At 57.1% G+C, this 23,178-nt stretch carries 25 protein-coding genes; 16 read left to right on the forward strand and 9 right to left on the reverse strand.

What is annotated here, in order from left to right:
• The first annotated feature begins 1 nt into the window (after position 1).
• The 3 genes from OHL18_RS16810 (at position 2) to OHL18_RS16820 (ending at position 1,204) form a co-directional block, all read left to right on the forward strand.
• Positions 2 to 400 (forward strand): type II toxin-antitoxin system RelE/ParE family toxin, encoded by a 399-nt coding sequence (locus OHL18_RS16810; RefSeq protein ID WP_263376032.1) that lies wholly within the window; start codon positions 2 to 4, stop codon positions 398 to 400.
• A gap of 10 nt (positions 401 to 410) precedes the next feature.
• Positions 411 to 758 (forward strand): helix-turn-helix domain-containing protein, encoded by a 348-nt coding sequence (locus OHL18_RS16815; protein ID WP_263376033.1) that lies wholly within the window; start codon positions 411 to 413, stop codon positions 756 to 758.
• 257 nt (positions 759 to 1,015) lie between these two features.
• The gene (locus tag OHL18_RS16820; RefSeq protein WP_263376034.1) at positions 1,016 to 1,204 is read left to right on the forward strand and encodes an FmdB family zinc ribbon protein; all 189 of its coding nucleotides are present in this window, start codon (positions 1,016 to 1,018) and stop codon (positions 1,202 to 1,204) included.
• Positions 1,205 to 1,225: 21 nt separating this feature from the next.
• Here the strand turns inward: OHL18_RS16820 and OHL18_RS16825 are convergent, their stop codons facing one another.
• The 4 genes from OHL18_RS16825 to OHL18_RS16840 all read right to left on the reverse strand — a co-directional run bounded on the left by OHL18_RS16825 (position 1,226) and on the right by OHL18_RS16840 (position 3,385).
• Positions 1,226 to 1,456 (reverse strand): hypothetical protein, encoded by a 231-nt coding sequence (locus OHL18_RS16825; protein WP_263376035.1) that lies wholly within the window; start codon positions 1,454 to 1,456, stop codon positions 1,226 to 1,228.
• An 85-nt stretch (positions 1,457 to 1,541) separates the two neighbouring features.
• On the reverse strand, positions 1,542 to 2,831 hold the full coding sequence (locus OHL18_RS16830; protein WP_263376036.1) for a DUF3560 domain-containing protein: 1,290 nt from the start codon (positions 2,829 to 2,831) through the stop codon (positions 1,542 to 1,544).
• Positions 2,832 to 2,872: 41 nt separating this feature from the next.
• Positions 2,873 to 3,067, reverse strand: a complete 195-nt coding sequence (locus OHL18_RS16835) for a hypothetical protein (protein ID WP_103933697.1) — start codon at positions 3,065 to 3,067, stop codon at positions 2,873 to 2,875.
• Between the two features lie 33 nt (positions 3,068 to 3,100).
• Positions 3,101 to 3,385, reverse strand: a complete 285-nt coding sequence (locus tag OHL18_RS16840; protein WP_263376037.1) for a hypothetical protein — start codon at positions 3,383 to 3,385, stop codon at positions 3,101 to 3,103.
• A 484-nt stretch (positions 3,386 to 3,869) separates the two neighbouring features.
• Between OHL18_RS16840 and OHL18_RS16845 the strand changes: the two genes are divergently transcribed.
• The 3 genes from OHL18_RS16845 (at position 3,870) to OHL18_RS16855 (ending at position 6,744) form a co-directional block, all read left to right on the forward strand.
• Positions 3,870 to 4,151, forward strand: a complete 282-nt coding sequence (locus OHL18_RS16845; RefSeq protein ID WP_263376038.1) for a hypothetical protein — start codon at positions 3,870 to 3,872, stop codon at positions 4,149 to 4,151.
• An 898-nt stretch (positions 4,152 to 5,049) separates the two neighbouring features.
• Positions 5,050 to 5,346 carry a hypothetical protein gene (locus tag OHL18_RS16850; protein WP_263376039.1) on the forward strand — a complete coding sequence of 99 codons (297 nt, stop codon included), beginning with the start codon at positions 5,050 to 5,052 and terminating at the stop codon, positions 5,344 to 5,346.
• Between the two features lie 417 nt (positions 5,347 to 5,763).
• Positions 5,764 to 6,744, forward strand: a complete 981-nt coding sequence (locus tag OHL18_RS16855; RefSeq protein ID WP_263376040.1) for a retroviral-like aspartic protease family protein — start codon at positions 5,764 to 5,766, stop codon at positions 6,742 to 6,744.
• A gap of 18 nt (positions 6,745 to 6,762) precedes the next feature.
• Here OHL18_RS16855 and OHL18_RS16860 read toward each other — a convergent pair whose 3' ends face one another.
• The gene (locus OHL18_RS16860) at positions 6,763 to 7,128 is read right to left on the reverse strand and encodes a single stranded DNA-binding domain-containing protein (RefSeq protein ID WP_263376041.1); all 366 of its coding nucleotides are present in this window, start codon (positions 7,126 to 7,128) and stop codon (positions 6,763 to 6,765) included.
• A 154-nt stretch (positions 7,129 to 7,282) separates the two neighbouring features.
• Here OHL18_RS16860 and OHL18_RS16865 point away from each other — a divergent pair, with 154 nt between their 5' ends.
• The 4 genes from OHL18_RS16865 to OHL18_RS16880 all read left to right on the forward strand — a co-directional run bounded on the left by OHL18_RS16865 (position 7,283) and on the right by OHL18_RS16880 (position 10,987).
• On the forward strand, positions 7,283 to 7,579 hold the full coding sequence (locus OHL18_RS16865) for a hypothetical protein (protein WP_263376042.1): 297 nt from the start codon (positions 7,283 to 7,285) through the stop codon (positions 7,577 to 7,579).
• Positions 7,580 to 7,582: 3 nt separating this feature from the next.
• Entirely contained in the window at positions 7,583 to 7,993 is a 411-nt protein-coding gene (gene hxsD / locus OHL18_RS16870) for a His-Xaa-Ser system protein HxsD (RefSeq protein WP_263376043.1), read from the forward strand.
• 17 nt (positions 7,994 to 8,010) lie between these two features.
• Positions 8,011 to 9,498 (forward strand): His-Xaa-Ser system radical SAM maturase HxsB, encoded by a 1,488-nt coding sequence (gene hxsB, locus OHL18_RS16875; RefSeq protein WP_263376044.1) that lies wholly within the window; start codon positions 8,011 to 8,013, stop codon positions 9,496 to 9,498.
• A gap of 835 nt (positions 9,499 to 10,333) precedes the next feature.
• The gene (locus tag OHL18_RS16880) at positions 10,334 to 10,987 is read left to right on the forward strand and encodes a hypothetical protein (RefSeq protein WP_263376045.1); all 654 of its coding nucleotides are present in this window, start codon (positions 10,334 to 10,336) and stop codon (positions 10,985 to 10,987) included.
• A gap of 1,074 nt (positions 10,988 to 12,061) precedes the next feature.
• Here the strand turns inward: OHL18_RS16880 and OHL18_RS16885 are convergent.
• From OHL18_RS16885 to OHL18_RS16900, 4 genes are all read right to left on the reverse strand, one after another.
• Complete coding sequence (locus OHL18_RS16885; protein WP_263376046.1) at positions 12,062 to 13,825, reverse strand: hypothetical protein; 1,764 nt, start codon at positions 13,823 to 13,825, stop codon at positions 12,062 to 12,064.
• Between the two features lie 102 nt (positions 13,826 to 13,927).
• Complete coding sequence (yidD, locus tag OHL18_RS16890) at positions 13,928 to 14,242, reverse strand: membrane protein insertion efficiency factor YidD (RefSeq protein WP_263376047.1); 315 nt, start codon at positions 14,240 to 14,242, stop codon at positions 13,928 to 13,930.
• Positions 14,239 to 14,628 carry a PLDc N-terminal domain-containing protein gene (locus OHL18_RS16895; protein ID WP_263376048.1) on the reverse strand — a complete coding sequence of 130 codons (390 nt, stop codon included), beginning with the start codon at positions 14,626 to 14,628 and terminating at the stop codon, positions 14,239 to 14,241. The genes yidD and OHL18_RS16895 overlap by 4 nt, the downstream gene beginning before the upstream one ends.
• An 86-nt stretch (positions 14,629 to 14,714) precedes the next feature.
• Entirely contained in the window at positions 14,715 to 15,482 is a 768-nt protein-coding gene (locus tag OHL18_RS16900) for a hypothetical protein (protein ID WP_263376049.1), read from the reverse strand.
• A 186-nt stretch (positions 15,483 to 15,668) separates the two neighbouring features.
• On the opposite strand from OHL18_RS16900, the gene OHL18_RS16905 reads away from it, so the two are divergent.
• The 6 genes from OHL18_RS16905 (at position 15,669) to OHL18_RS16935 (ending at position 23,153) form a co-directional block, all read left to right on the forward strand.
• Positions 15,669 to 18,470 (forward strand): protein kinase domain-containing protein, encoded by a 2,802-nt coding sequence (locus tag OHL18_RS16905; protein ID WP_263376050.1) that lies wholly within the window; start codon positions 15,669 to 15,671, stop codon positions 18,468 to 18,470.
• A 351-nt stretch (positions 18,471 to 18,821) separates the two neighbouring features.
• Positions 18,822 to 19,196: an ECF-type sigma factor gene (locus tag OHL18_RS16910; RefSeq protein ID WP_263376051.1), complete on the forward strand. Its 375-nt coding sequence runs from the start codon at positions 18,822 to 18,824 to the stop codon at positions 19,194 to 19,196.
• 367 nt (positions 19,197 to 19,563) lie between these two features.
• A complete protein-coding gene (locus tag OHL18_RS16920) occupies positions 19,564 to 20,973 on the forward strand; it encodes a Tad domain-containing protein (RefSeq protein WP_263376052.1) in 1,410 nt (469 codons plus the stop codon).
• A 3-nt stretch (positions 20,974 to 20,976) separates the two neighbouring features.
• The gene (locus tag OHL18_RS16925) at positions 20,977 to 21,435 is read left to right on the forward strand and encodes a TadE/TadG family type IV pilus assembly protein (protein WP_263376053.1); all 459 of its coding nucleotides are present in this window, start codon (positions 20,977 to 20,979) and stop codon (positions 21,433 to 21,435) included.
• Positions 21,435 to 21,980 (forward strand): TadE/TadG family type IV pilus assembly protein, encoded by a 546-nt coding sequence (locus OHL18_RS16930; protein WP_263376054.1) that lies wholly within the window; start codon positions 21,435 to 21,437, stop codon positions 21,978 to 21,980. Before OHL18_RS16925 ends, OHL18_RS16930 begins: the two co-directional genes overlap by 1 nt.
• Positions 21,981 to 22,088: 108 nt before the next feature.
• Positions 22,089 to 23,153: an IS5 family transposase gene (locus OHL18_RS16935; protein WP_263376055.1), complete on the forward strand. Its 1,065-nt coding sequence runs from the start codon at positions 22,089 to 22,091 to the stop codon at positions 23,151 to 23,153.
• Positions 23,154 to 23,178: the final 25 nt, after the last annotated feature.

Raw genomic sequence — 23,178 nt, forward strand, 5'->3', positions numbered from 1 at the left:
AGTGGTGTGTGTGCCGCCGCCCGAACGAAACCGTATCGCTTCGATCTCCTGGGAGGGCGACTCATGGAAGGTGCTGAAGTCGTGGCCGAAGTCGATGCAATGGGATTTCGGCAACTCTTTGCGGGAAATGCAGAACGGACGGCCTGCGCGGTTGCAGGTACGGCCTATGCAGTCGATCGGCGCGGGAGTTTTTGAGCTGAAAGACGCGGACGAAAAGACCTGGTACAGAATGGTGTACTTGGCGCGTATCGAGGACACCATCTACGTGCTCGACTGCTTTGAAAAGGACACGGCGAAGACGGAGCGCAAGGATCTTCACACCGCCGCGGCGCGGTTGTCGCAAGTGAAGCAAAGGATTCTGGAGGAGCGGAGACATGAAAAGCGCAAACCAAAGCAATAAGCCGGGGCATGTGACCAAGGGCGACCTCTTCGACGATCTGGGCTTCTCTCCTGCGGAGACGCTGGAGATGAAGATCAAGGCGGAGATTTGGCAAGCGTTGCTGCAGCACATCGAAGAGCAGGGATTCAAGCAAGCGTATTTGGTGACGACGCTCAAGGCGCACCAGCCGGACGTGAGCAATTTGCTGCGGGGCAAGCTGGCCCGCATCAGCATCACCAAACTGATTCAGTTCGCCGGCAGGCTGAACCTGGAGGCGCGGGTCAAACTCACTTCACCCAAGCCGGCGAAGCCTGTCTCCTCGGTCAAGGTGTCCACGGCGAAAGCGGCGAAGAGCCGGCGCGAATTGGTTTCCGCGTAAGGCGCTTGCGAAGCGAGCAAGCTGCGGCTGTCGTTAAAAGTTGAAATCCGCCGCGTGGGGAAACCGTTCATGGGTTCCCCGCGCGGCGGATTTTTTTTGAAGGGGAATGGAGCGCGTGTCTCGCGGTCCTTTGCGGTTGGATGGCATGGCCCGGCGGGTGGGCAAACCGGCGCTGGCGCAAAGCGACAGCACGTTTAAGGGTTGGGAAAGACGGGCGCAAAAAGGCTTTGTAGATACTTACAATCAGGAGCGACACCATGAAGTCCGACAACCCCACGATATCCGCTCCTGCCGAAGTGCTCTACGTCTATTGCTGTACGAGCTGCGGACATCGTGGCGAGGTTCATTTCGCCGACGACTCCCACGATGGCGAGGTCATGGTCTGCGCGTCCTGTGATTGTCCTGTTCGGATCGAGTGGGACGGCGGCGTGACGTTTCAGGCTTGAGACTGCGCGGGGTCGATAGGCTCATGGCTTGATCTCGGCGCATTCGTAGACGTGGATATAAGCACCGTAGCGATTCGATCCAATGTCGAGCTGACCACGATAGAAAAGGTCTACCTCGAAATGCCGCAGCAGGTATCGTTTGGTGTCCCTCTTCATCTGGACACAAACGCGCATTGCATTGCGCTGATTGCCAGCCTTATCGTTGGCTTCGATGGTTGCGTTGACGTGCTTTTGTAGCTCTCGCAAAGTCATTTCGATATGTCCTCATGGATGGTTGGTCGCGTTCCGTTCTTCCGGTGACGCAAGAACGGAACGCGCACGGTTTGGTTTCGGGAGGTCAGTCGATCTTGCCGCCAAGGGTGAAGGGGCCAATCTTCGCCCCTGGCTGCGCCTTCGCGGTCGTGTCGGCGATAAGCTCGTCCTGCCGCTCTTGGGAGACACCCTGCGCGTCCCAGAGACGGCGCAATGCGGCTTCGGGGTCTTGCTCCTTCGGCTCCTGTGGCGGCGTTGGCCTGAGAAAGAAGCCGATGCCATCGGCGGACTCGATCAAGAGGCCAGCTTTGCGCTTGGCCTGAACATCGGCGGCGTTCATCACGGCGGTTAGTTTGTCGAAGGGCATGGTGCGGGTGAAGTTAGCGCCGCCGTTGTTCCAATTGTCGAGTACGGTCACGGAAACCTTATTGACTTTCTGGATGTACGACCAGCCTTCGCACGGCGAAGCCCAGCAACGGCAAGCGCCGCCCTTCTCCGGGCCGGTCTTGTCGGCAATGATTCCGCCACCCTCGGCAAGCATCGCCCGTTCGTAGGCGATGCGGTTCTCATAGTGAGTAAGCCAACGCTGCACGAATGCGATGCTGCGCTCGTGTACGCGAATGGCGATGACTGCGGCCTCTTGCTCGTTGATAATCCCTTTGTCCAAGCCACTCCAAAGGGTATTCGCTCCTTCATAGGTGGATGCCGGGTACTTCTCTTTTGTGTAATAGACGGTGATGTGGTCTTGGTTGGAGATGGCAAGAGCCAGATTGCGGGTCAGTCCTTCACGCTGCCACATCTTAAGGAACTTCTGCGACTCGGCAATTCTGCGTTCCTGTTTGCGCTTGTCGGCCTCCAGCGTCTTGATGCGGCGGGCGCGAACGTCGGGACGCTCCTTGTACTTGGCATGACGGACAGCGGCCTCGGCGCGATCTGTCCAATACTTCGCGGTGTCCCACATCTTGACGGCGCGGCGCATCCCATTGTCGATCCGCTCGATGTCTTTGCGGTGGCGGCGTTCCGAGTGATGGCCGATAAGAATGGGCTGGCCGAAGGGGATACCGTCTGCGATGGCGGCAACTGCTTTCTGCGCTCGGTCTGCGTCCGCGGTGCGGCTGGCGCTGTAGTCGGCGAATCGTTCGCTGCGCTCTTCGGCGCGGTCTACAAGGTTTGTATCTTCGTCGTCGATCTCGCCGCACAGTTCAAGCAATAAATCCTCACGTCCCGGTGTCCACATCGGGGCGACAAACAGGTCTTGCCGGGGTGCCCACTTGAAACCTGCGGTCTTGACTCGTGCATAGAGTTCAGCGTCGAGGCGGCTGGAAGCATACAGACGGAGCTTGTTGTCTTCGGGGGAATAGGTTGCAGTCAGCATGGCGTTTCGTCTCCTGGGTCGTGTTGGATTGGTGCGTGGGGCTAGATGATTCCGGCAGCGCGGAGAAACGAAGGGCAACCGTGCGGACAGGTGCCGTCCGGCTCTACTTCGCATTGCTCATCGCAGAGCGCGAGGGCGTTCTCGTCGCCGAACAATACGGCTTCGGCCATCTCTTCAAAGCTGCGGCCTTCCTGCTTCAATAGGTCGTTGAGGGTGATGCGGTGGGAGTTCTGCATGGTCGTTGCTCCTTGGGGTTATGTCGCGGGGGTTTAGGTGGAACGGGGATGCTGTTTTGCAAAATGCCAATCGAGTACAGGCGTGATGTGGGTTGTGGTGAGGTCTTCCAGCCCATCGCTGAGAAGCTCCACGGGGACGTTCCCAAGAACCTCCCCGCAGGCGGGGCAGGAGACGGTGACGGTATCGCCGCAAAAGCCCAAGCTGGCGAGGTCTGCGGTGTCTTCTCCAAGAAGGTGGTCGCCCATGTACACGTCGGCGAATCGCCGCCATGTAAACGGGTTGGGTGTGTCTGGCGGTGTGGTTTGCGTGCTGCGCATGGTTCCTCCGTTTTTGAATGGCAGTGCTGTGTTTGCTCCCAAACACGCCTTGGCCATGGCCCACGCCATCGAGGGCGGCAAGTGCAAGGTGTGGGAAAAGTGGCCTTCAGGCCAGCCGCAGGCCGGAGGAAGCGAATACCTGGAGCTGCACGGAGTTTTTTCCATCGCCTTGCGCGCGCCAGGAGCGGCGCTCCTTAGAAGGCTTGGTTTCCTTGCTGGGCGCGGAGCGCGAGAAATTGCGTTGGCTTTTGCTCTTGTCGGAGGGGCGTTGCGGGGAGGTTGGACCTCCCTGCTGAGGAGGGTGGCGGAGGACCGGAGGGCCGCAGACAGGGAGGAAACCTCATCCCACTGCTAGCTATGAATTTGTTTGCATCTCGGCTTGGATCAACCGTTGTGTGACGTGCTGCTGATGATTTCGTGCAATGAAGAGTGAACAGGTATCCCCAAGGGGAGAAGAAGACTCTAAATACTTGGAGGACGCTCTATGCAAATTTCGCTCATCCTATTTCCCAACGCACCGGACAACATCAGTGCCTTGGTTTTTGAGAGCAATGCCAGCGCGCGATGCTGGAAGCGGAATTACGATTCGGTACAGGAAGTGGTGGACGAATTGAGTGAAGCGGGTATTGCCACTGCGGAAGACGCGAGGGAGTTGCAAGCGAGGCTCATGACGGAAGAAAGCTGCCCACTGTTCCACGCAGCCGTCGAGGTAAGGGATCTGGAAGACTGGGGCTTCACCCTTGTTGGAAATGAACGGGTGAATTGAGGTACGCCTGCAAGATGCAGGGCAAGTCGCGGATAAGCTCTAGTCTCCATCCACTTTGCAATCGTGCATGACCAACACATAGAGAGGGCGGCCAATGGAGTCCTGCACGGTTGGATCGAAGTCCCACTCAAAACCACAGCTTAGGCAGCAAAGCGCATCTCGGGTATCGGAATACTTCTTGCGAGCCACGTCTTGCGGCAATTTGGCGTCTTCGACGAACATGAGACGATTGTAGGTTCAAATCCTCAGTCTGGATGCGCTTGCAGTTCCGTGCGTAAACGTTCTTTTCCGCAACACAGCCTGAGGAGCCTTTCGCTGAGTGCGTTGGCGATTTTGCGTAAAGTGACCTCGCAAAATGTCTCTTAGAGCCGCTTAATCCCTGTTCAGGGCGTAGTCCAATGCCTGTTTCGATGCGAGGTCCTTCAGAGCCCCACACCGCGCTCCGACATCTCCACAATCTTCGCCGGTCGGCGAAACGTAGTGGGCGGGTGCGGCGGTCGTCTTCAAGTCCTCACGAAGGAACTGGCACTGACATCCCCGATTAAGTCGGAAGAACATGTAGGCTTTGTGCCGCGCTCATTGCCGAATGGTAGGCGAAAAGCCTGAGGATGTGGAGTACCATGGAGGGCATGACCCAAACAATCCAAAATTTCAGACTCCGTGCTACCAGCGGTGAACTCGCTGGGAAGTGGCTGTGGACTATCGGTCTGGCTGCAAAGAGCGGGGCTCAGTTCCGTGGGGCTCTCCCATTCGAGGATGCAGACCTACACCCGGAACGATACATCGTGCATCCGCAGTTCATCGAGGAAGAGAAGAGCGCGTGGAAGTCGGTCGCGCTTGAAGGCGCTCAGCGATTCCAACGCATCTTGAGGCGGGAAGGAATCGAGACGGAGCTTGTATGAAAGTGATGGAACTTCCCGGATGGCCACCGGAAGCGACCGGTACCTTTGACCCTCTTAGAGGTGCGACGTTTGCAGGAACGGCGGACACGGTGTATATCGAGCGCGTTATACGGGCGACATCTGATGTGCTGATGTTCGCGTGCAGCTTCAACGATGGCAAAACGGCCCAACATCCTGTCTATCACTGGAACCATCTAGGCGACAACGCCCTCAAGGTCGAAAAGATTTTGCATAACAACATCGGCGAGTTGCTGTTGTCCATCGGCACCATTGGAATTCCAGAAGACGACTAGGAGTCTGACATGCGCGTGAGCCATCAGGCACTTCAGGAAGTGGAAGAAGCGTTGCGGGCGTATCAAAACGAGGTTGAATCGTCTAAGCGCTTGGCTCCCTCAACCAAGCGGACATACCTGTCCCACTCCGCAGAGTTCGTGCGTTGGTTGAAGGGCGACTTCGTGCCGGGCGCAAAGAAGTGAGAATCGCCACGCTTGTTTGCATGATTCTTAGACTTGTCACCGGATTGTGGGCAGCATGGTGTTGGTTGAAGGCACACAAGGTTGAGATTGCAGTTGACACCACAGTGACCGCAGATGAATGCCTCATGCAGATGCATTGGGCTACCGGCATAATGGCGGGTGATCTAAACTGTCAAGGGTACACTTGGGGAAACCTTCAGCGTCAATAATTTGGGTGCGGGGACACAACGTTTTATGTTTATCAAGCCGAGCTCTCGGTCGCTGACGTTGACCGCAATGGTTGCAGTCGCCCTGCTTGGACTCGCCGTGGCGCAGGCTCAGCAGACGACAACCAAAGAGGTTTACCGTACCGCGTCTAAAGGCGATAATGCAGCCTTGCAACAATTAAGATATCGTGCTGAACAAGGCGATGCGATCGCGCAGTTCGACATGGGCCTTTTATACAGGAACGGTGAGAATGTTCCTTACGATGTTGTACAGGCAGTGAATTGGTTTCGCAAGGCTGCGGAACAGGGTAATACGGAGGCGCAGACAAACCTTGCGTATCACTATGCCGTGGGCGAGGGCGTGCCTAAGGATGCGGCGCAGTCTAACTTCTGGTATAGCAAAGCTGACCCGACTCGACCAAACCCCTGGGTCACGGCGCTCGAAAATAACCCTAACGCATGCTTCGTGGCACCGTGCAACAGGCTCGGGAGTCCCACATACCCTAAGGGCTTAATTGAACCAGGTAATATTGTTATAGGTAATGTTGCCGCCAAGCATTTAATTGAACCAGCTACTAACATTAATATAAGTAATGTTGTCGTAACGGATGCCAAGAAGCACGCTCCCATGGTGAACGAAGGGGGAGTATATAAGGTTCCTGTATTCATAAACGATACGATCACACTCAAGTTCGTAGTGGACAGTGGCGCAGCGGACGTGAGCATTCCTGCCGACGTAGTGCTGACCTTGATTCGAGCTGAGACAATTACCCCATCCGATTTTATTGGTGCTCAAACTTACACTTTGGCAGATGGCTCAACGACATCATCACGAACATTCCGCATCAGATCGCTAAAAGTTGGAGACATAGTTCTTCGAGATGTCCTTGGCAGCGTGGCCGACACGAATGGAGAATTGCTTCTTGGGCAAAGCTTTCTCGGCCGGTTCAAGTCGTGGTCCATTGACAACACGAGCCACACGTTAATTCTTGAACAAGGGACCAAATAGCACTTCGCGTTATCCGATTTATTTTGTGACCGGAGGGGTCAACGACCAACCCTTTGCATCGTGAAGGACGATCTGAGGGACACCTTTGTATTCGGCGATTTTTCCGGTGGCACAGACGGTTCCCGTGGACGGAAAATCGCCCACCTTGGCCTTGTCGTCCTCCCAAATAACAAGCGTGAAGGTCTGGTGCGGGAAGGCGCCGTCAATGTCTATGAACGTTGGCTTACCACGGGCGCTGTCCGCAGTGTGTTTGCTCGTGATCTTCCCGCATACCGTCGCCTGCTCCCCGATATGTTTCGAGGCCTCCCCCGCCGGAATGTTTTGGCCCTGGACAGCGCAGGCGAAGAGCACAAGGCAAGGCACAGTTAAGGACAAACGATTCATAGAGTCTCCGTAGGCCGAAATTATAGCCGTTCTGGACCGACAGTCTAGCGACTCATCTCGAAAACGGTGGTAGCCGAAATATTTTCCGGTGGAAATTGAGATTTCGCCGTATACCTTTGACACAACTGCATTGAACGTTCTGCGGAGGACGAAAATGAGCGATAAGAAGGATTTCTTCAGCGGTATTGCGAGCAAGCTAACGATCCTGATGGGTGGTGCAGTGCTCCTGACCGGTGCCCAAGCATCAGCGAATACGCCTATTGCTCCTGCGGCGCAGGCCAATAACATCACCCTTGATGCAACCGGTCTGCGCAAGCCACTGCCGGCAAAGCTGACGTTGAAGCAGCAGGTCAACGGTTTCAAGCTCATCGCGCAGCACGGTTCCCATTCCTCGCACTCGTCGCATGGGTCGCACGGATCGCACTCGTCACATGCATCGCGTGCCGCTTAGACGATGAACGGGGAGATTACAGGTCTGAATCTCTCGCAAGAGAGTGCGGCGACCATTCAGGTAGACCATGCCTTGGTGAGTGTCGAAGCCCTACTGAAAACCTGTTACTGGTTTTCTAGGGATTTCGTGTGCGACGTAACGCACATCAGCGCGGAGCGATCAACTGTCCGCCTCAAACCGAAGCCTTCCTGCGAAATACTGCTAGACGACGCGTGCGAACAGTTTACGGCTCATTCAATGGACTTTGCGCTACGGGAACGGGTCACCGCTAGAACTTCAGATGTCCGTGATCTGCTCCTTGCAAAGGCCTTTTCCGAGTCCGGCGTTCTGGAAGAGCAGCCGCAGGGTGTTTTCGGGGATGCTTTTGAGGAAGCAAAACCGGACGGAATGTTCAAAATCCTCAGCAACAAGTGACTTTTGTGTGAATCGCAATGGCTCGTAGCTTCTACCCCGCCGAACATTTCGCGCCGTTGCCCCAACATGTATCCCTGCTACCGTTCCGGTTCGCTCGTCTTGCCGGACAGGAATTGCTTGTCAATGAGGCAGGGGAATACCTGTTCACGCCCGACGGTACGACCCGGGCGTTGGCGGATGGCACGGTCGATGTACAGTCAGACCTTTACAAGGATTTGAAGGCAAAGCATATCGTTTACGACGAAACCTCGTCGCCTCTTCTCGATGTACTTGCAACGAAAATCAGAACTAAATACGACCACTTGAGCGGCGCGACTAAGCTGCATATTTTTGTCGTGACCCTGCGTTGTGAGCACTCCTGCCACTACTGTCAGGTATCGCGCCAGACCGCCACGAAAGGCGAGTTCGATATGAGTGAGGCGACTGCCAACCGCTCTATTGCTCTGATGCTGGACTCCCCTTCACCTCATGTAACGATGGAACTCCAAGGCGGAGAGCCGCTCTTGGCCTTTGACATGATTCAGTACATGGTGCCAAGAGCTAAAGAGCAGGCACGTTTGCGCGGTAAAGGGCTGGACATCGTCGTTACGACAAATCTTGCTTGCGCGACGGATGAAATGCTCGCCTACTTCCGGGACGAGGGTGTCAGAGTCTCAACCTCTCTTGACGGTCCCGCATTTCTCCATAACAAGAATCGCCCTCGGCCCGGAAACGACAGCTATGAGCGTGCGATCGACGGGATTGAGCGTGCAAGAACGATTCTCGGCTGGACTAATGTAGCGGCCCTGATGACAACGACAGCGGCCTCACTGGAGCATGTCCACGAAATCATTGACGAGTACGTCCGGCGGGACTTTCATACGATTTTTCTGCGTCCGATTAGCCCGTATGGCTTCGCGCTCAAAACGAAGACAAAGACGGGGTATGAGATGGAACGGTTCCTGGAGTTTTACAAACAGGGGCTGGATCACATACTAGAGGTGAATCGCGGGGGCTACCGGCTCACAGAGATTTACAGCCAGATTCTCCTGTCGAAAATCCTGACCCCTCACGGCACCGGGTACGTCGATCTTCAATCACCTGCCGGAGAGGCCTGGAACGTCCTCGTCTACAACTACGACGGTGACGTTTTCGCGTCCGACGAATCACGCATGTTGGCGGAGATGCAGGATTGGACTTTCCGTCTGGGCAATGTGCATAAGGACAATCGCCGCAGCCTCTTCATGAGCGAGGCTGCGATGAACATGTTTGAAGCCTCGTGCAACCAGTCCCTGGCCGGATGCTCAGACTGCGCTTTCCAGTCCTACTGTGGTGCTGATCCGATCTATCATCACGCAACGCAAGGAGACATGTACGGGCATCGCCCAACGAGCGGGTTCTGCAAGCGCAACATGGAAGTGATCAAGCATCTCTTCTCCTTCATCAATGAAGATGATCCGCAAACAATGGGAATCTTTTGGTCATGGTTGACGGATAAGCCGATTGCCGGGCCGGTGATCAAATGAGACTTACGACTTCGGGAAATGCCCGCAATGTCAGTGGGGCTGTTGTCGGTCGCATCACGACGCAGAATCTGCCTCATGCTGAACGGTCTGAATACATCCGATTCTTGCCGCAAGGCGAAGGTGTTGCTGGTGACTTCGCTGGATACCGGGCCGTCCTTTCCCATGATGATGTCACGACGGATGTTCCGGTCGTGGATCGGCTAAGGGAGTCGGACCACTTCACGCACGGTGATGTAGTCGTCATGGAAGGTGGGACTGGCTTCGTGCGCTCCCTTTACCGGCCCTATGAACGTCATCATTCGTTGTTCGTAACGGAGCGCTGTAGCAGCAATTGCCTGATGTGCTCACAGCCCCCCAAAGACAAAGATGATGTCGAGGCGCTCACCAAGCGCAATCAGGAACTCATCCGTCTCATGTCTCCCGCTCCTGCTTACCTCACAATTACGGGCGGCGAGCCTACCGAGTTGCAATCCCTCGAGGTGGTTATGTACCCGTATTCGAGGCGCAGGAGGTGTGCGCTCCTCACCCCGGGGTTGCTGAGCCGGAGGCAGTTCTTTCCGACGCGGCTTTCGCGACGCCCGCGCCAATTCCGCAGGAAAAACCAGGACGCACGGTTGCACCGCTATGGCTAGCATGCGGACTGAGTCTGCTGCTTGCCTCGATGCTGTTGGCGCTTTGGATTCATGACCGCCACGCCCTGCGATCAGCTGTTGTCATAGCTCCACCGACCCACCCATTTTGGAGTCGCCTCTTCACGAAGAATGAGCCGGTGACCCTTGTGGCTCCGGATTCAGGCCTGGTGCTTTACCACGGTATGTCAGGCAAGGAGATCGACTTGAAGGAGTATCTGGAAGCTGGGTACCGCTCGGAGTCGAATGGCCCACCCGAGATAAGCCCGACATCACCCAAACAGGACTGGCTTCTCGATCTGGCCAATCGCCGGTACACCTCCATGGTCGATCTCAACGCGATTCTCCATATCCGGGATCGAGCCCAGGCGCTCGGCGGCGACGTATCCGTGCGATACGCCCGTGACCTGCGGCCCAACGATTTCAAGCGAGGCACGGTCGTGTTACTGGGGGCGTATTCAGCCAATCCGTGGGTCGAACTCTTTGAGCCCAATCTTAACTTCGTATTGAAAGATGACTACACCAAATACATGTGGGTTCTCAATCGCAATCCGCAGCGAGGCGAGCCAGATCGGTGGGTTTCCGATAGGACCGATCCTCAGCGGCGGGTGTATGGACTGGTCGCCTATGTCCCGAATCCTGTCGGAGATAGCAATGCTCTGCTGCTAGAAGGTACAGGGATGTCGGGCACCGAGGCGGTGGCGGATTTTGTCAATGACGACGCACAACTCTTACCGTTCTTGAATCAAATAAAGCGCCCAGACGGAAGTTTGCCATATTTTGAGCTACTCATCGAGGCGCACAATATGGGGGCGAGTGCCGTTCGAAGCCATATCGTTGCCTGGCGCACAAAGAAGTGAGCGGGTCGTGACAATCCTGAGGTCTGTGTTGGTTAAGAAGGGATTCGCCGAAGCTATGCGCTGGATTTGGCCAAGGCCGCCGGGATGGTAGGACGCAGTAGCTCCTGATGGCAGGAACTACGCCCGGAGCGGCAAGGACGGGCACATCGGCGCTCTGGCTGGGTTGTCGGCCACAGCCTTCTTCCGCGTCCGTGCCTTTTCTTTGGCAGCGCCACTGAGATTGCTCTGGGATCTTTCCTAAGTTAAGCGTTTACTGTGCTGGAGCTGCCGGATGGAACCGCGAACCTCCTCGTTGCGAGTGCTGACAAACGAATCTTCAACAACACAGCACAACAAAACAAAGCAGTTCTTAGCGGATAACTGTAGATCGAAATCCTTATCGTTCCTTTGTTGTTCCCTTATTGTTCCCACGCTGACTGCGAAATCATCGCGGCACGGGCGGTTACTCAGCGTGGAGTGTTATAGATCCGCTGGAGTGTTTTTCGGACTTCGCCCGACAGTCTCGGAGTGATGCACTGCTGACTAGCTTACGTAATCGATCGGGATCGACTTTGCGGAGTAGGCAACCGGCGGGCGTTCAAAATGCGGCTCCCGCCGGACCGTAAGCCATGCTTGATCGGCAAACCGACCACGCTCAGATCATCGAGACGGACTCAAAACGTTACCTTGTCCGTACAACCTTGCGGAAGCAGACGAAAGGACTAATCCCAAGGGCGCTCGGTTCCGCTTCCGCTGCGCATCTCGGGCTGAAAAATAACATAGTCTTCGATTCCGACGGCTTGTAGTAAAAGCGGCTCTCGGAATCGCCGTCCTCTCAGGGCCAACACGGCAGTGCGTCGCTGTAGTCCGCCTTCTTGGCAGCCTTCAGGCCGGCTACTGATGCCGAAGTGAATTTGTAGGGCTGCATTTTCGGACCTGCCTGCTGGCTCCCATCCAGCTTGACGTGACACGATAACTCCATTGAGGGTTGACCGTAGAGAGGATGTGCTGCCGGACAGCAACATCGAGAGTTTGGGCGGCGGTCTTTGTGACACCTCAATCGTCGAAGAAGGACGGGTTTTGGATTGGCTGCGCTCATCTACAGGAGGCACGAGCGCGACCTGCGGTCGTGCTCCTATGAATGGTGCAATAGGAAGCTTTCGCCGGAATAGCAACCTTGTTTGTAGTCTGTTCGGCGCTTGTATTGTCGGGATCGGCACTATAGTTACAGGCTAGTTTCAGCACCGGTCTAGGACGTGTCTTTGTTGCCTTTGGCAAAGTGTACGTTGAGGCTATTTCATCATCTGGGTCGACGATCAGCTTTTTCTCGTGAGGGCCTTCCAGCACGTCGATCGAGATGAGTGACAACGAGGAATTCGCCGGACACGAGACCAGTTGACCTGACAATTCCTTTTCATCGGCAGCTCGAAACGCAGAGAAGCAGGGCATCATAATCGATTGCAGCGGTCCGGCATCGGAAGGCAGATTGAAGTGGAGGGTAAGTGCGTGACCCTTATTCCCTGGTGCCAAAACTGTTGCGGTCAGAGTCGCACCTGGAGAATTTACGATCTGCTCAAGGTCTTGCCACTCGTATTCGAGGTCGATCATGGGGTTTCCATTGGTGCTCTTACCACCGTTCCCCGTATCGATTGTGATTTGGCGCTGACCCGCCAGGAGACTTCGACCAAAGCCGTTGTATTGAGACGATTCGTCAGCCATGGCCGTGGTGTCGAAATCTATCAGGTTCGAGTGAACTTCAATTGTTGCGGCGGCGAATGCCTTCGGGCCGCCGTCGAAGGCGGTGGACTTGCAACTCATAATGAGCCGCGCGGAACCCTTGACCGGGCCTGCTTCGGCGGTTCCGGCAAGGCGCGTTTCTGTCCCGGTCGTGCGCGGCGGGCCCGTTTCGGAGATGTCCTTAGGTACCCAAGTGAGCGGAGGAGGTGCAGTGTGGGCGTTTACGTTTCCAGACGACTGCGGCACCACAGATTGACTTGTGGCCCCGGGCTGGATGCCAAAGTCAAAGTAAGTGAACGCGTACTTGAAGGCATACTGTCCTGCCGCGAGGTCGGCGGCAGGCGTCAGCTTATAGATTCCGGGCTTGATCTGATCCGTTGCGAAGCCTTGCCTGTCCTTTTCATCACTACCCACTTCACTGCTTCCCCCGATCAAACCTCGGGCGGCCTGAGTCCATAACCTTGTGTCACCTTTCACTTCTAATTTGGTGAGCACCAGGTCCTTTGCGCTCATCCCGCCGACGAAAGACCCGCCGGAGTCCGGTATGTACGCATAGAAGACTGGCCGGGTTTGTGAGAGTTCAATCGTGGCGCTGGCGCCGTCGATCACTTGCTGAAGCTTTGAGGTCGTAATTCCCTGGGTGAGCGCGTGAAGAAACATGCCGCTGCTCTTTGCGCCGCGCGGTTTTGAACCCTCCAGCTTTACCATGTGCATTTGTCCGTCCGCTGCGCGGGTAAGCGTGTAAATTCCAGGGCTATGGGGCGCAATGGGATCGTCGGAATTTCCTCCGGTCGCAGAGTTGGCGGCAATATAGGGATTCGCGGATACCACGGCCGGATGCGGGCTGATCATGACCCGGATTACCGCAGTCGAAACCTTTGCCGCCTTGAGGGCCGTGAGGCCGCTCACACTCGTGTCAAAGGCCGTGGCTGGTGCGGCTTGAATCTCTGCGGCCACAATGTCGTCCGACATTCCAGCTTCCACGAGCCCGATCACGTCCGCGTTCGTCATGGCAGTTCCAGCGGCTACTCCTGATACGTTCTGTGCGGCGCCAATGAGGGGGAGGAAACCAGTAAACAAAATTGTGATTACGAGAAGCGGAAGGTATTTTCTGAGACGCATCGGCTTTCCTTTCAAACGGGTTCTATTTCAGGCGAGTTTCATTGAGGGCTTACGAGTGCTACGTTGAGGTGTGGTTCTAAGAACGTTGGGTAGCGGCGAATATCAGCGATTCGGCACCGCATCGACTGTGCCGGGCGGTATCGATTGTCGGCAGGACCATAGCCGCGAAGATGTGAGCTGCAAGCCACGCACGATACCGAACCTCCGAACGGCGAGGGCTGAATAGTTCGAACAAGTCGGACGGAAGCGGCAGCGTACGAAGCGGCCTGTGACCGGATGAACGTAGACGTGGTACGCATCGATGCACGCCAGGTAGGCGCGCGCGGTGATCTGCCGCCCAGGTGGCCGCCTGGCGTCGGCGGCAGAGGCAATTGTCAGCGCCGCCAGGAGAGCCATGGCGATCCATTCGTTTTTCATACCGCCGCTCCGCAGTGGGGGCACTTGACCAGCATGGACAGCTTTTTATGGCCGCATCGCGGACAGGAGGCCAGGTTGCCTTTGGGCCGCGACAGCAGGTAGATGATCAGACCGATGAAGCTCGTGAACAGAACGAGCAGCATCCAGATGACGGGGGTCTCCATGCCGCGCGTCTTTGCGTCCTTGTTTACCCAGACGAGCAGCGCGATATTGACCACAACGAAGATGATCGGCACTACGATGAGGCTGCCCAGGCAGCCGAGGATGCCGTCCGCATCGTTCGCGTTGCTATATCCACGGCGCTGAGCGAGTCCAAGTTGCGGAATGACGACTGCGGACAGCGCGGCGGCGACGGACATTAAGCGGAAACGGGATGTGTAGGACAAGGGATCTCCTCTGGTTTCGGTTGAAGGTCGTTGAGTGTGCGGAGGCGCTGTACGCTCCCGATTGGGGGTGTGATCAGTTGCAAAACTTATTTGCCCTTGAAGGCCCGCGTGAGGAGATAAATCGCGCAGATCAACGCGAGATAAGCGCCCACCGCCAAGCTGTACGTGAGGCCGAATTGGCCGGCCATCTCGCGCCCGGCCGCGCCGCCAAGCTCCTCGCCCATGTTTCCTGCCGCTGAAGCGGCGCTGTGCATCTGGCTGTCAACCACGATGCAGGCCACCAACAGGAACGCGACCGGGGCCGCGTTGAGCCATCGCGCCCAGGTCTGCTTGAGAAATGGAATGGCCAATGGAGCCAGCAGGCAGACGATCGCAAGCAAACTGAGAAAGCCACGGTCGTTTGTCATTTGCGTTTGGGGGCCTAGTCCGATCGCGTCCCAGCCGGAGAGGGCGCGCGACACAAAGCCTCCGACCCGCAGATCGGGCAGAACGAAGAACGCCAGCAGAAGAATCACTTCGGCGGCAATGGTCAATGGGCCGAGGCGGCGCTTCAGTCCTCCAGCGACAGAGGCCCCGATCGCACCTGTGACCGCTCCTCCGAGCGCTTCTCCATGCCGAAGTGCTCCACTGAATGCTCTCTGCGCCTGTTCCTTGGCAATCTGGCTCTCCGAGACCGCGAAGACCTCGGCTGGCGCGCCGTCGCTGTCGAAGTTCACATCGACTGTCATACCCGGGCGCGGCGACACCTCCGAGCGCCACATTCCCTCCAGCAGGAAGGAATACTGTTTGCCCTCCACTGTCAACAAGCCGGGACCTATATTCGTGTCCCTGAGCACCCTTCCTCGCTTGGTCATCCGCTTGCTCCTTTCGATTGGCTGTGCTCCGCTGTCTCTGATTGCGTGCCGCGTCGTGGCAAACTTTCTTGCTGTCGGTTACATCTGTTACAGGAACGACATCCGCCACATCTGAAGAGAGCATGGCTCAATAGCGCCGAGCGAGTCTTGGCGGGTTCTGAAGAAATATGAAGAGGGTCAATCTCAGTGGAAAACGGGCCGCGAAGCACTATAAAAGAGGGTAGAAAGTGGCAGTTTGCGTGGTGCGAGTTCATCGAACTCAGCCGCCAACTTCTGGTTCACGGCCAGCCGGTGAAGATTGAGGCTAAGCCCGCCGACCTGCTGGTTTTGCTGCTGGAGCGGCCGGACGAGGTACACACTAAGGACGCGCTGCTGGGGGCCAACTGGCCCAACAGCCGTGATGGCGCAAGCGACGCATCGCTGACGACCGCTATCCGCAAACTTCGTTCAGCCTTCGGCGGCGGCAGAGACGAGATCATCCTGACCGTCCCCAACGTCGGTTATCGCATGGCGGTACCTGTCGTGGAGACGGTCGTCAAGGGACCCGAGCTGCCGGCCTTACAGCTTGCAGCGGGAGACCCGATCCCCGGCAGGCCAAACTGGAGGGCGCAGCGTTCGCTCGACGCGTTCCAGACCGTATGGCTCGCCGAGCAGACGAAGACTCGCGAGGTCCGGGTCTTCAAGTTCGCCGTCGACGGGGTTCGCCTGCGCGCCTTGCAGCGCGAGGTCACCCTGTCGCGGCTGCTGCAAAAATCTCTCGCCGACACCAGCGGCTTCGTTCGAGTAATGGATTGGGAGTTCGAAGATCTGCCCTACTTCACCGAAAGCGAGTACGGGGGCGTAAACCTGTTGGATTTTGCGGAAGAAGAGCAGTTCAAGTCCCTCTCGCTCGATGGCCGGGTGGCGCTGGCGGCCACGATGGCCGAGAGCGTCGCGGCAGCGCACTCGCTCGGTATTCTGCACAACGACCTCAAACCGTCCAATGTCTTGATTCTTCAAGACGCTGAGGGAGATCTGCAAGAAATCGGCGTAGCTGGTGCCATCGGCCTGAGCGTCAAGGTCGCAGACTTCGGCGTCGCCTCGCTCACCCAGCCGGAACGTCTGCGGCAGATGGAGATCACGCAACACGGTTTCGCGGACGGGGAACAGGCCGGCGGAACACCGGTTGGGACGGGGATGTATCGCGCTCCGGAGACACTGGCCGGCGGACCTGCAAGCACGCTCGCCGATGTCTACGCGCTCGGTGTAATGCTCTACCAGATCTTGTGCGGCGACTTCATCGAACCCCTATCGCCTGGCTGGGAAGACCGCGTCGAAGACGCGCTGCTGCGGGAGGACATCGCCGCCGCTGCGAACGTCGATCCGGCGAAGCGCATCCCTGCGGCGGCAGACCTGGCCGTGCGTCTGCGAACCATGGATACGCGCCGAGCCGACCGGTCCGCGCGTCTGGCGGAAGCCGCGCAGCGCGAGCACGACCGGTCCGCGCTCGAACAAGCACGTCTGCGTCGGCCATGGATCGGGCTCGCGATGCTGGCGCTGGCCATTGGTCTGTGCGCGAGTATATGGTTTGGCCGACGCGCCGCACGAGCTCGGAACACGGCCGAGCAAAGCAACAGAACGCTGACAGAGATGAATCGTTTCCTCGCGGAGGATCTTCTTGGGCAGAGCAATCCGTTGGCGTCGCAGGCCGGCTCGGCCCCGCAGGTGGCCCTGATCGACGCCATCAACAAGGTGCTTCCGCAGATCGACCGCCGCTTCGCCAATGCTCCGCAAGTCGCCGCTCGGCTGCATGTCGCCGTTGGTGGGGCTCTCGACGCGCGAACCGACTACGTCGGCGCGGAGGACCAGTTTGCCCAGGGCGCCCAACGTTTTCGAGAGGCCGAAGGACCGCTCTCGCAAAGTGCAATTTTGGCCGAGTTGCGACGCGAGAATGTGCAGTTTCGCAGCCATCTCGCCGGCTCCATCGAGGCCGCCAAGGCCGGATTTGCGATCCAGCAACAATTGATCGCGCGTTTGCACCAAGTGAGTCCCGAAGTTCAAGGGTGGCAGGCCCTGGTCGCGAGCGGAACCCAGATATACAGCTCCAATCCCGAACCTGCGGTGACGCTGCTGAATCAGGCAATTCAGCGAGGCGAGGCGACCCCTGGGTTCAGCCCGAACCTGCTGATCGCCTTGGAGGCCCGCTTGTCGGGTGCTTACCTTCGCTTGAACGATGGTGCCGCAGCCGAGCGCGCAGCTCGCCAGGTCATCGCCACGATAACGTCCAATGACGGGCCGGAGAGCAATACGCTCTTCCAGCCGCAGATGTTTCTACAGGAAGCGCTGTATCTTGAACGCAAATATCCCGAAGCCCTCGCACAGGGTAAACGGAACTACTTGCGTTTCTCCACGGCGCTGGGGCCGCAAAATCAGCTCACTCTGGCTGCCTTGACGATGCTGGGGCAGACCGAAGGTGCCATGGAAGACTACACGGACGCCATCCGCGATGAACTCATTCTCAACAAACTGGCGGAAGCATTGCCCGGAGGCTCCTACCTTGCTGAGAGCAGCCTCGCGGACGTGGCCGGATTCGAGTGCCACAGCAATCGTATCGAGGCCGGTGTCGAGCATGCCCGCCAGGTAATTGCTGAGAGTAGCAAGGGAGCTTCGCCTCAGCCGGTTTTCCTGAACGTGGCCAATCTTACCCTTGCGGAATGTAGGATCGCCCAGATGGAAGACGAAGGGCGCGCGCCCCGAGCTACGGAACTGACCGAAGCAAATCGGCTGCTGAACAGCGTGAGCATCGAAACGATCATACAAACCCCCGGTTACGCGGATGTCGAAGGGAACGTCGATGCCGCCAGGGCGCGCCTGGCTCTGCTGGAGGGCAAACTGGACTCGGCGAAGCTACTCGCTGACAAGGCAGAGCCATATCTTGCCAAACCAGAGGCGGACGCTTACGAACGACGAGCGGTCGCCCGAGTGAACGAGACGATTGCCGCTCAATGATGGATGGTAGTGCCACCAGACGCTCAGTATCCTGCCTTTTCGTAGCACGGCGGTTGTACAGATTTGTCATCAAGAACCTCGGATAATCGTTCTCGAACCGCCTGCGGTCGAGAGGAATACTATCAAATGTCGGTATCGTCGCGGCTTGGACAGCGTTATACGTAGTGGGTCTAGCGCAGAATTGCAGATAGCTCGTCCCGATCGATGGTCTTTATCCGAGCCTGTTTCCATCTCACCGCTCTCAAAGGGAACTCCAGCACAATGCATTCAACCCGAGGCGTGGCCTCCGAATAGCATCACAGCATCCGCACCGATCTGGCAGACAAAGCGACTTCAACAAAATAAGTTTTCATGAGCTTAGCAGGGCAGTTTCAGGGAATTCGCCTGCCGAACCCAGGGGAAATCACGGAGATGTTGCGGGCCTGGAGTGAGGGCGAGCCCGCGTCAACGGAAGCGCTCTTTGAGCTGGTGTATCCAGACCTGCGTCGGATAGCCGGTGCCCTCTTCCGCGGCGAACGCCCGGAAAACCTACTGCAACCAACCTGCGTGGTGAACGAACTCTTTCTCAAGTTGTTGCGTCAGCGCAGCCTCCGTTTTGAAGACCGCGAGCACTTTTACAGCCTCTGCGCTCGTCTGATGCGCCGGGTGCTGGTCGATCATGCACGCTCCGAAGGCCGCCAAAAACGGGACGGCGGCGTGCTAGTTCCGCTGCACACTACTGAGTGAGCACCGCCAGCCATTTGCGGGGCAGATACGAGTTGACCAGCGCGGAGTTCGCGCATAGTCGGTGATGGTGCTTCGCGATGCCTCGGTATCGCACCTTATCGAAACCGAATCGCGCTTCAGTATGCGGAAGAATACTTCACCTTGGCCCGCACTCTGGGGCCGCCAGGGAAATCTCTTTGTTCAAACACACAATCAGAAAAGCTTCGACCCGCTCGGAGCATGAGCCGACGCCCGACCCACCACCGGACTTGTAACTTCCGTGCCCACAGCGTGACTCAAAAGTGCTATGCACTATGGGTGGAATAAGTGCCGTGAGCACGATACCCTACGGATAGATTTTGAGCAAGTCCAAAGGCAAGGGTTGCTAGTGACACGCACGAAGCTCTGGAATTTGCAAACACTAGGAAGGTTGGTGACGAGACTGCTTGTTGAGGAGAGCGGGGACATTCTCGTGCTGACCGCAGTTAGTCTGGTGATGCTTGTAGGTTTCTTAGGGCTGGCTCTGGATGTTGGCAATCTGCTGTACGCCAAGCGCCACATGCAGACTCTTGCCGATGCCGCAGCCATCGCTGGCTCCTATGAGGTGCAGCAGTGTGGCGTCGCGGGCCCTTGTTCAGTCATGTTTAGCGCCGTCACATCGGCGGCGAGTGAAAACGGTTATACCTCGCCTAGCATTGCCCAGAATTGCGGCGCGGCCACTGCCAGCGGCGTGACCATATCGGTCAATAACGGACCCTGTGCGCTGGGCTCGGCCGATCCCAACAACGGCAACAACAAGTATGTGGAAGCGGTCGCCACTGTTCAGCAACGGACCTTTTTTGCCGGCGTGCTGGGTTTCCCCATGGTCACTGTTGCCGCCCGAAGCGAGGCGGGACCCTCCTCTGCTGGAAGTAAGTGTCTCTATACGCTGGCAGGATCAGGCTCAAAGTCCTTTGACCTGGAGATCGGAACGATGGTCGTCCATTGTGCAATCTCCATTGCTTCAGTATCATCGGGCTCGCTTTATGTAGACAATAGTGGGTCATCCTTGCAGGCTACATCCATCACGCTGGCAGGAGATGCGAGTTCGGTAAACGTAGTGAGCGGCGGTTCTATCACACCATCTCATCCCACGACCAATGTCGCCGCTCCTCTCGATCCATTGCGCAACCTTCCTACACCTACCATCCCGTCCCCCACGTACACTGCGGATGGAAATTTGGCCAAAATTCAAGCCGCAACGACTTTGAATCCTGGTTATTACCCAAATGGTATCGACATTGCGGGTTCAGGCTACACGATCAGCCTGAATCCTGGTCTTTACTATATCGCTGGCACTAACAACCTCGTAATACCCTCCGTGACGCTGCGTGGCACGGGTGTAACGCTGTACCTCGCGGACAGCGCGCTTACGTTCAGAAACCAGTCCGTCTTCAATGTATCGGCGCCCACCTCTGGCACATACGCTGGCATCCTCTACTTTGAGGCGCGTAACAACACGACCAATCTTGTTATCGATAACGATCTGGGTAGCGCTTGGCAAGGAGTCATCTATGTGCCGAATGCCGACGTCGAAGTAGATCCAAATATCGCCAATCCCAATACCAGTTCCTCCTCCGCGAACGATATCAACGCGGGCGCAGCTTATACCATCATCGTCGCGCAGAACTTCGAACTCACTGGTGGACAGCCTATTTCAAATGGTGTTCAGGTCACAGATTTCAGCATGAAAGCCGACTACTCTTCCTTGCCCAATGGACTTTCCCCCACGCCGATGGCTTTTGCCTTGAAAGAGTAAATTATGTTCAAACACTGCAAACTTAATTTGCTGCATGGCGACCATGGCTCCAGTTTGGTGGAATTGGCTTTGCTCACGCCTCTGCTGCTAACTATAGTTCTCGGCGCAGTGGATTTAGGAAGAATTTACTTCATGTCCATAGAGGTTGCCGGTGCCACCGATGCGGGGGCGCTCTACGGAACTCAGCATGTGACCGACGCCGCCGGTATTCAGGCCGTAGTAACGGCAAACGCCTCCGATGTCGTGAACCTCAACGTCGTGTCCACCAATGGCTGCGAGTGCGCCGATGGAACGCAATCTTCCACCGCCTGCAACTCGGCTCCATCGTGCTCAAGCAGCAATCTGGTTTACTGGGTCAACGTCACGACCACTGCCACCGCTAAGCCTCTGTTCCCATGGCCGGGTATACCCTCAACCGTCACCATCTATAACACCGCGAAAATGCGCAATGGGGGCAACTGATGCCTCAAGGCGGTAAAGCTCTTAGCGTCTTGTCCCGCAGTTTTCGCGCGCTTTGCCGCCCTCCCGGTGAGGAGGAATTCCTTCGTTCCGAGCAGGGTGCAGAACTGGTGGAATTTGCCCTTGCATTCATGATCCTGATGAATTTGATCTTTGGTATTATCAGCTTCTGCCTCGCCCTCTTCAGCGCTGAAATGGTTGCCCATTGTGCACAGCAGGGGGCACGTTATGCAGTCGCGCGCGGCGGGGATCATTCAACTCCATGCTCCTCCACGGTCGTCTACGATTGTGTGGCCTCGTCGAGCGACGTGCAAAACTATATCTACACCGTGGAAGCTGGGCCAATGTCGAAATCGAGCACGACTGTCACCACAACCTGGCCTGGTACAACCCCCGATTGCAACTCAGCCTGCATCGAATGCAGCCCCACAAACTCTCGGGGCTGTTATGTCGAGGTCTTGGTCTCTTACACATTCCAGTTGCCCATACCCTTGATGGAAAAAATTACACCTACCTTTTCGAGCACCTCATATCAGGTAATTCAATAACAGGTTTTTCTGGGTCCGCCCCTCCGGGATGTCTAGGAGCTTGTTGAAATAGGTTCCAGTGTTTTGGCTGTTTTAAGACTTTCCCGGGTCTTTCTTCGTCTTTGAAGTATGCGTGGAGACGAGCGTTTTCAGGGTGGGATGTTCAGCTATGTGACGTTGGAGCAGCGGGTTCCCAAGGATCATCCGTTGCGTGAGATTCGGCGGATCACGGATGTCGTTCTGAAGTCTCTGAGCCAGGAGTTCGATAGCCTTTACTCGGCTTCTGGACGGCCTTCGATCGCGCCGGAATATGTGTTGCGGGCTTTGCTGTTGCAGGCGTTTTACTCTGTCCGCTCGGAGCGCCAGCTGGTGGAGCAGATCGACTACAACCTGCTCTTCCGGTGGTTTGTCGGGCTGGGCATGGACGACGCGGCGTGGAACCACGCCGTGTTCTCCAAGAACCGCGACCGGCTGCTGACCTCAGAGATCGCGCGGCAGTTTTTCGCCGCCGTACTTGAGCAGGCGAAGAGCTTCATGTCGAACGACCACTTTACGGTCGATGGCACCCTGATCCAAGCCTGGGCGTCCCAGAAGAGCTTCCGCAAGAAGGACGGTTCCGACGGCGACGGTGCCAACTTCCACTACAGTAAGCGTTCCAACGAGACGCATGAATCGACCACCGACCCGGACGCGCGGCTGTACAAGAAGAGCTATGGCAGAGAGTCCAAACTGGCCTATCTGGGCCATGCCCTGGTGGAGAACCGCAACGGCCTGATCGCCGCCGCGATGGCCACCCAGGCCGATGGCTACGCCGAGCGCGAAGCCGCGCTGCTGATGCTGGCCGACAAGCAGAAGGGCCGTTCGCGGCGCATCACCGTGGGCGCAGACAAGGCCTACGACGCCAAGGACTTCGTGACTGCCGCACGAGCCCTGAACGTGACGCCGCATGTGACCAAAAACGATAAGGGCCGACGCTCGAACATGGACGGCAGAACGACACGGCACGCCGGGTACGGCATCAGCCTGAGTTGCCGCTGGCTGGTCGAGAAGCCCTTCGACTGGCTGAAGCAGACAGCCGGACTCGCCCAGGTGAAGGTGCGCGGACTGGCCAAGGTCGACTGCACCTTCGTCTTCGGCTGCGCCGCCCACAACCTGCTCCGGCTGCCGCGGCTGATCGCGGAACAGCATGCGTAACCATCCCGCGCGAGGCTGCGCCTGA

Source organism: Granulicella aggregans, from assembly GCF_025685565.1.
Taxonomy (GTDB): domain Bacteria; phylum Acidobacteriota; class Terriglobia; order Terriglobales; family Acidobacteriaceae; genus Edaphobacter; species Edaphobacter aggregans_B.

Bases quoted from the DNA above. Each gene is read 5' to 3' on its own strand.
- OHL18_RS16820 (WP_263376034.1), top strand. From the start codon at position 1,016: ATGAAGTCCGACAACCCCACGATATCCGCTCCTGCCGAAGTGCTCTAC.
- OHL18_RS16825 (WP_263376035.1), bottom strand. From the start codon at position 1,456: ATGACTTTGCGAGAGCTACAAAAGCACGTCAACGCAACCATCGAAGCC.
- OHL18_RS16830 (WP_263376036.1), bottom strand. From the start codon at position 2,831: ATGCTGACTGCAACCTATTCCCCCGAAGACAACAAGCTCCGTCTGTAT.
- OHL18_RS16835 (WP_103933697.1), bottom strand. From the start codon at position 3,067: ATGCAGAACTCCCACCGCATCACCCTCAACGACCTATTGAAGCAGGAA.
- OHL18_RS16840 (WP_263376037.1), bottom strand. From the start codon at position 3,385: ATGCGCAGCACGCAAACCACACCGCCAGACACACCCAACCCGTTTACA.
- OHL18_RS16845 (WP_263376038.1), top strand. From the start codon at position 3,870: ATGCAAATTTCGCTCATCCTATTTCCCAACGCACCGGACAACATCAGT.
- OHL18_RS16850 (WP_263376039.1), top strand. From the start codon at position 5,050: ATGAAAGTGATGGAACTTCCCGGATGGCCACCGGAAGCGACCGGTACC.
- OHL18_RS16855 (WP_263376040.1), top strand. From the start codon at position 5,764: ATGTTTATCAAGCCGAGCTCTCGGTCGCTGACGTTGACCGCAATGGTT.
- OHL18_RS16860 (WP_263376041.1), bottom strand. From the start codon at position 7,128: ATGAATCGTTTGTCCTTAACTGTGCCTTGCCTTGTGCTCTTCGCCTGC.
- OHL18_RS16865 (WP_263376042.1), top strand. From the start codon at position 7,283: ATGAGCGATAAGAAGGATTTCTTCAGCGGTATTGCGAGCAAGCTAACG.
- hxsD (WP_263376043.1), top strand. From the start codon at position 7,583: ATGAACGGGGAGATTACAGGTCTGAATCTCTCGCAAGAGAGTGCGGCG.
- hxsB (WP_263376044.1), top strand. From the start codon at position 8,011: ATGGCTCGTAGCTTCTACCCCGCCGAACATTTCGCGCCGTTGCCCCAA.
- OHL18_RS16885 (WP_263376046.1), bottom strand. From the start codon at position 13,825: ATGCGTCTCAGAAAATACCTTCCGCTTCTCGTAATCACAATTTTGTTT.
- yidD (WP_263376047.1), bottom strand. From the start codon at position 14,242: ATGAAAAACGAATGGATCGCCATGGCTCTCCTGGCGGCGCTGACAATT.
- OHL18_RS16900 (WP_263376049.1), bottom strand. From the start codon at position 15,482: ATGACCAAGCGAGGAAGGGTGCTCAGGGACACGAATATAGGTCCCGGC.
- OHL18_RS16910 (WP_263376051.1), top strand. From the start codon at position 18,822: ATGAGCTTAGCAGGGCAGTTTCAGGGAATTCGCCTGCCGAACCCAGGG.
- OHL18_RS16925 (WP_263376053.1), top strand. From the start codon at position 20,977: ATGTTCAAACACTGCAAACTTAATTTGCTGCATGGCGACCATGGCTCC.
- OHL18_RS16930 (WP_263376054.1), top strand. From the start codon at position 21,435: ATGCCTCAAGGCGGTAAAGCTCTTAGCGTCTTGTCCCGCAGTTTTCGC.
- OHL18_RS16935 (WP_263376055.1), top strand. From the start codon at position 22,089: ATGCGTGGAGACGAGCGTTTTCAGGGTGGGATGTTCAGCTATGTGACG.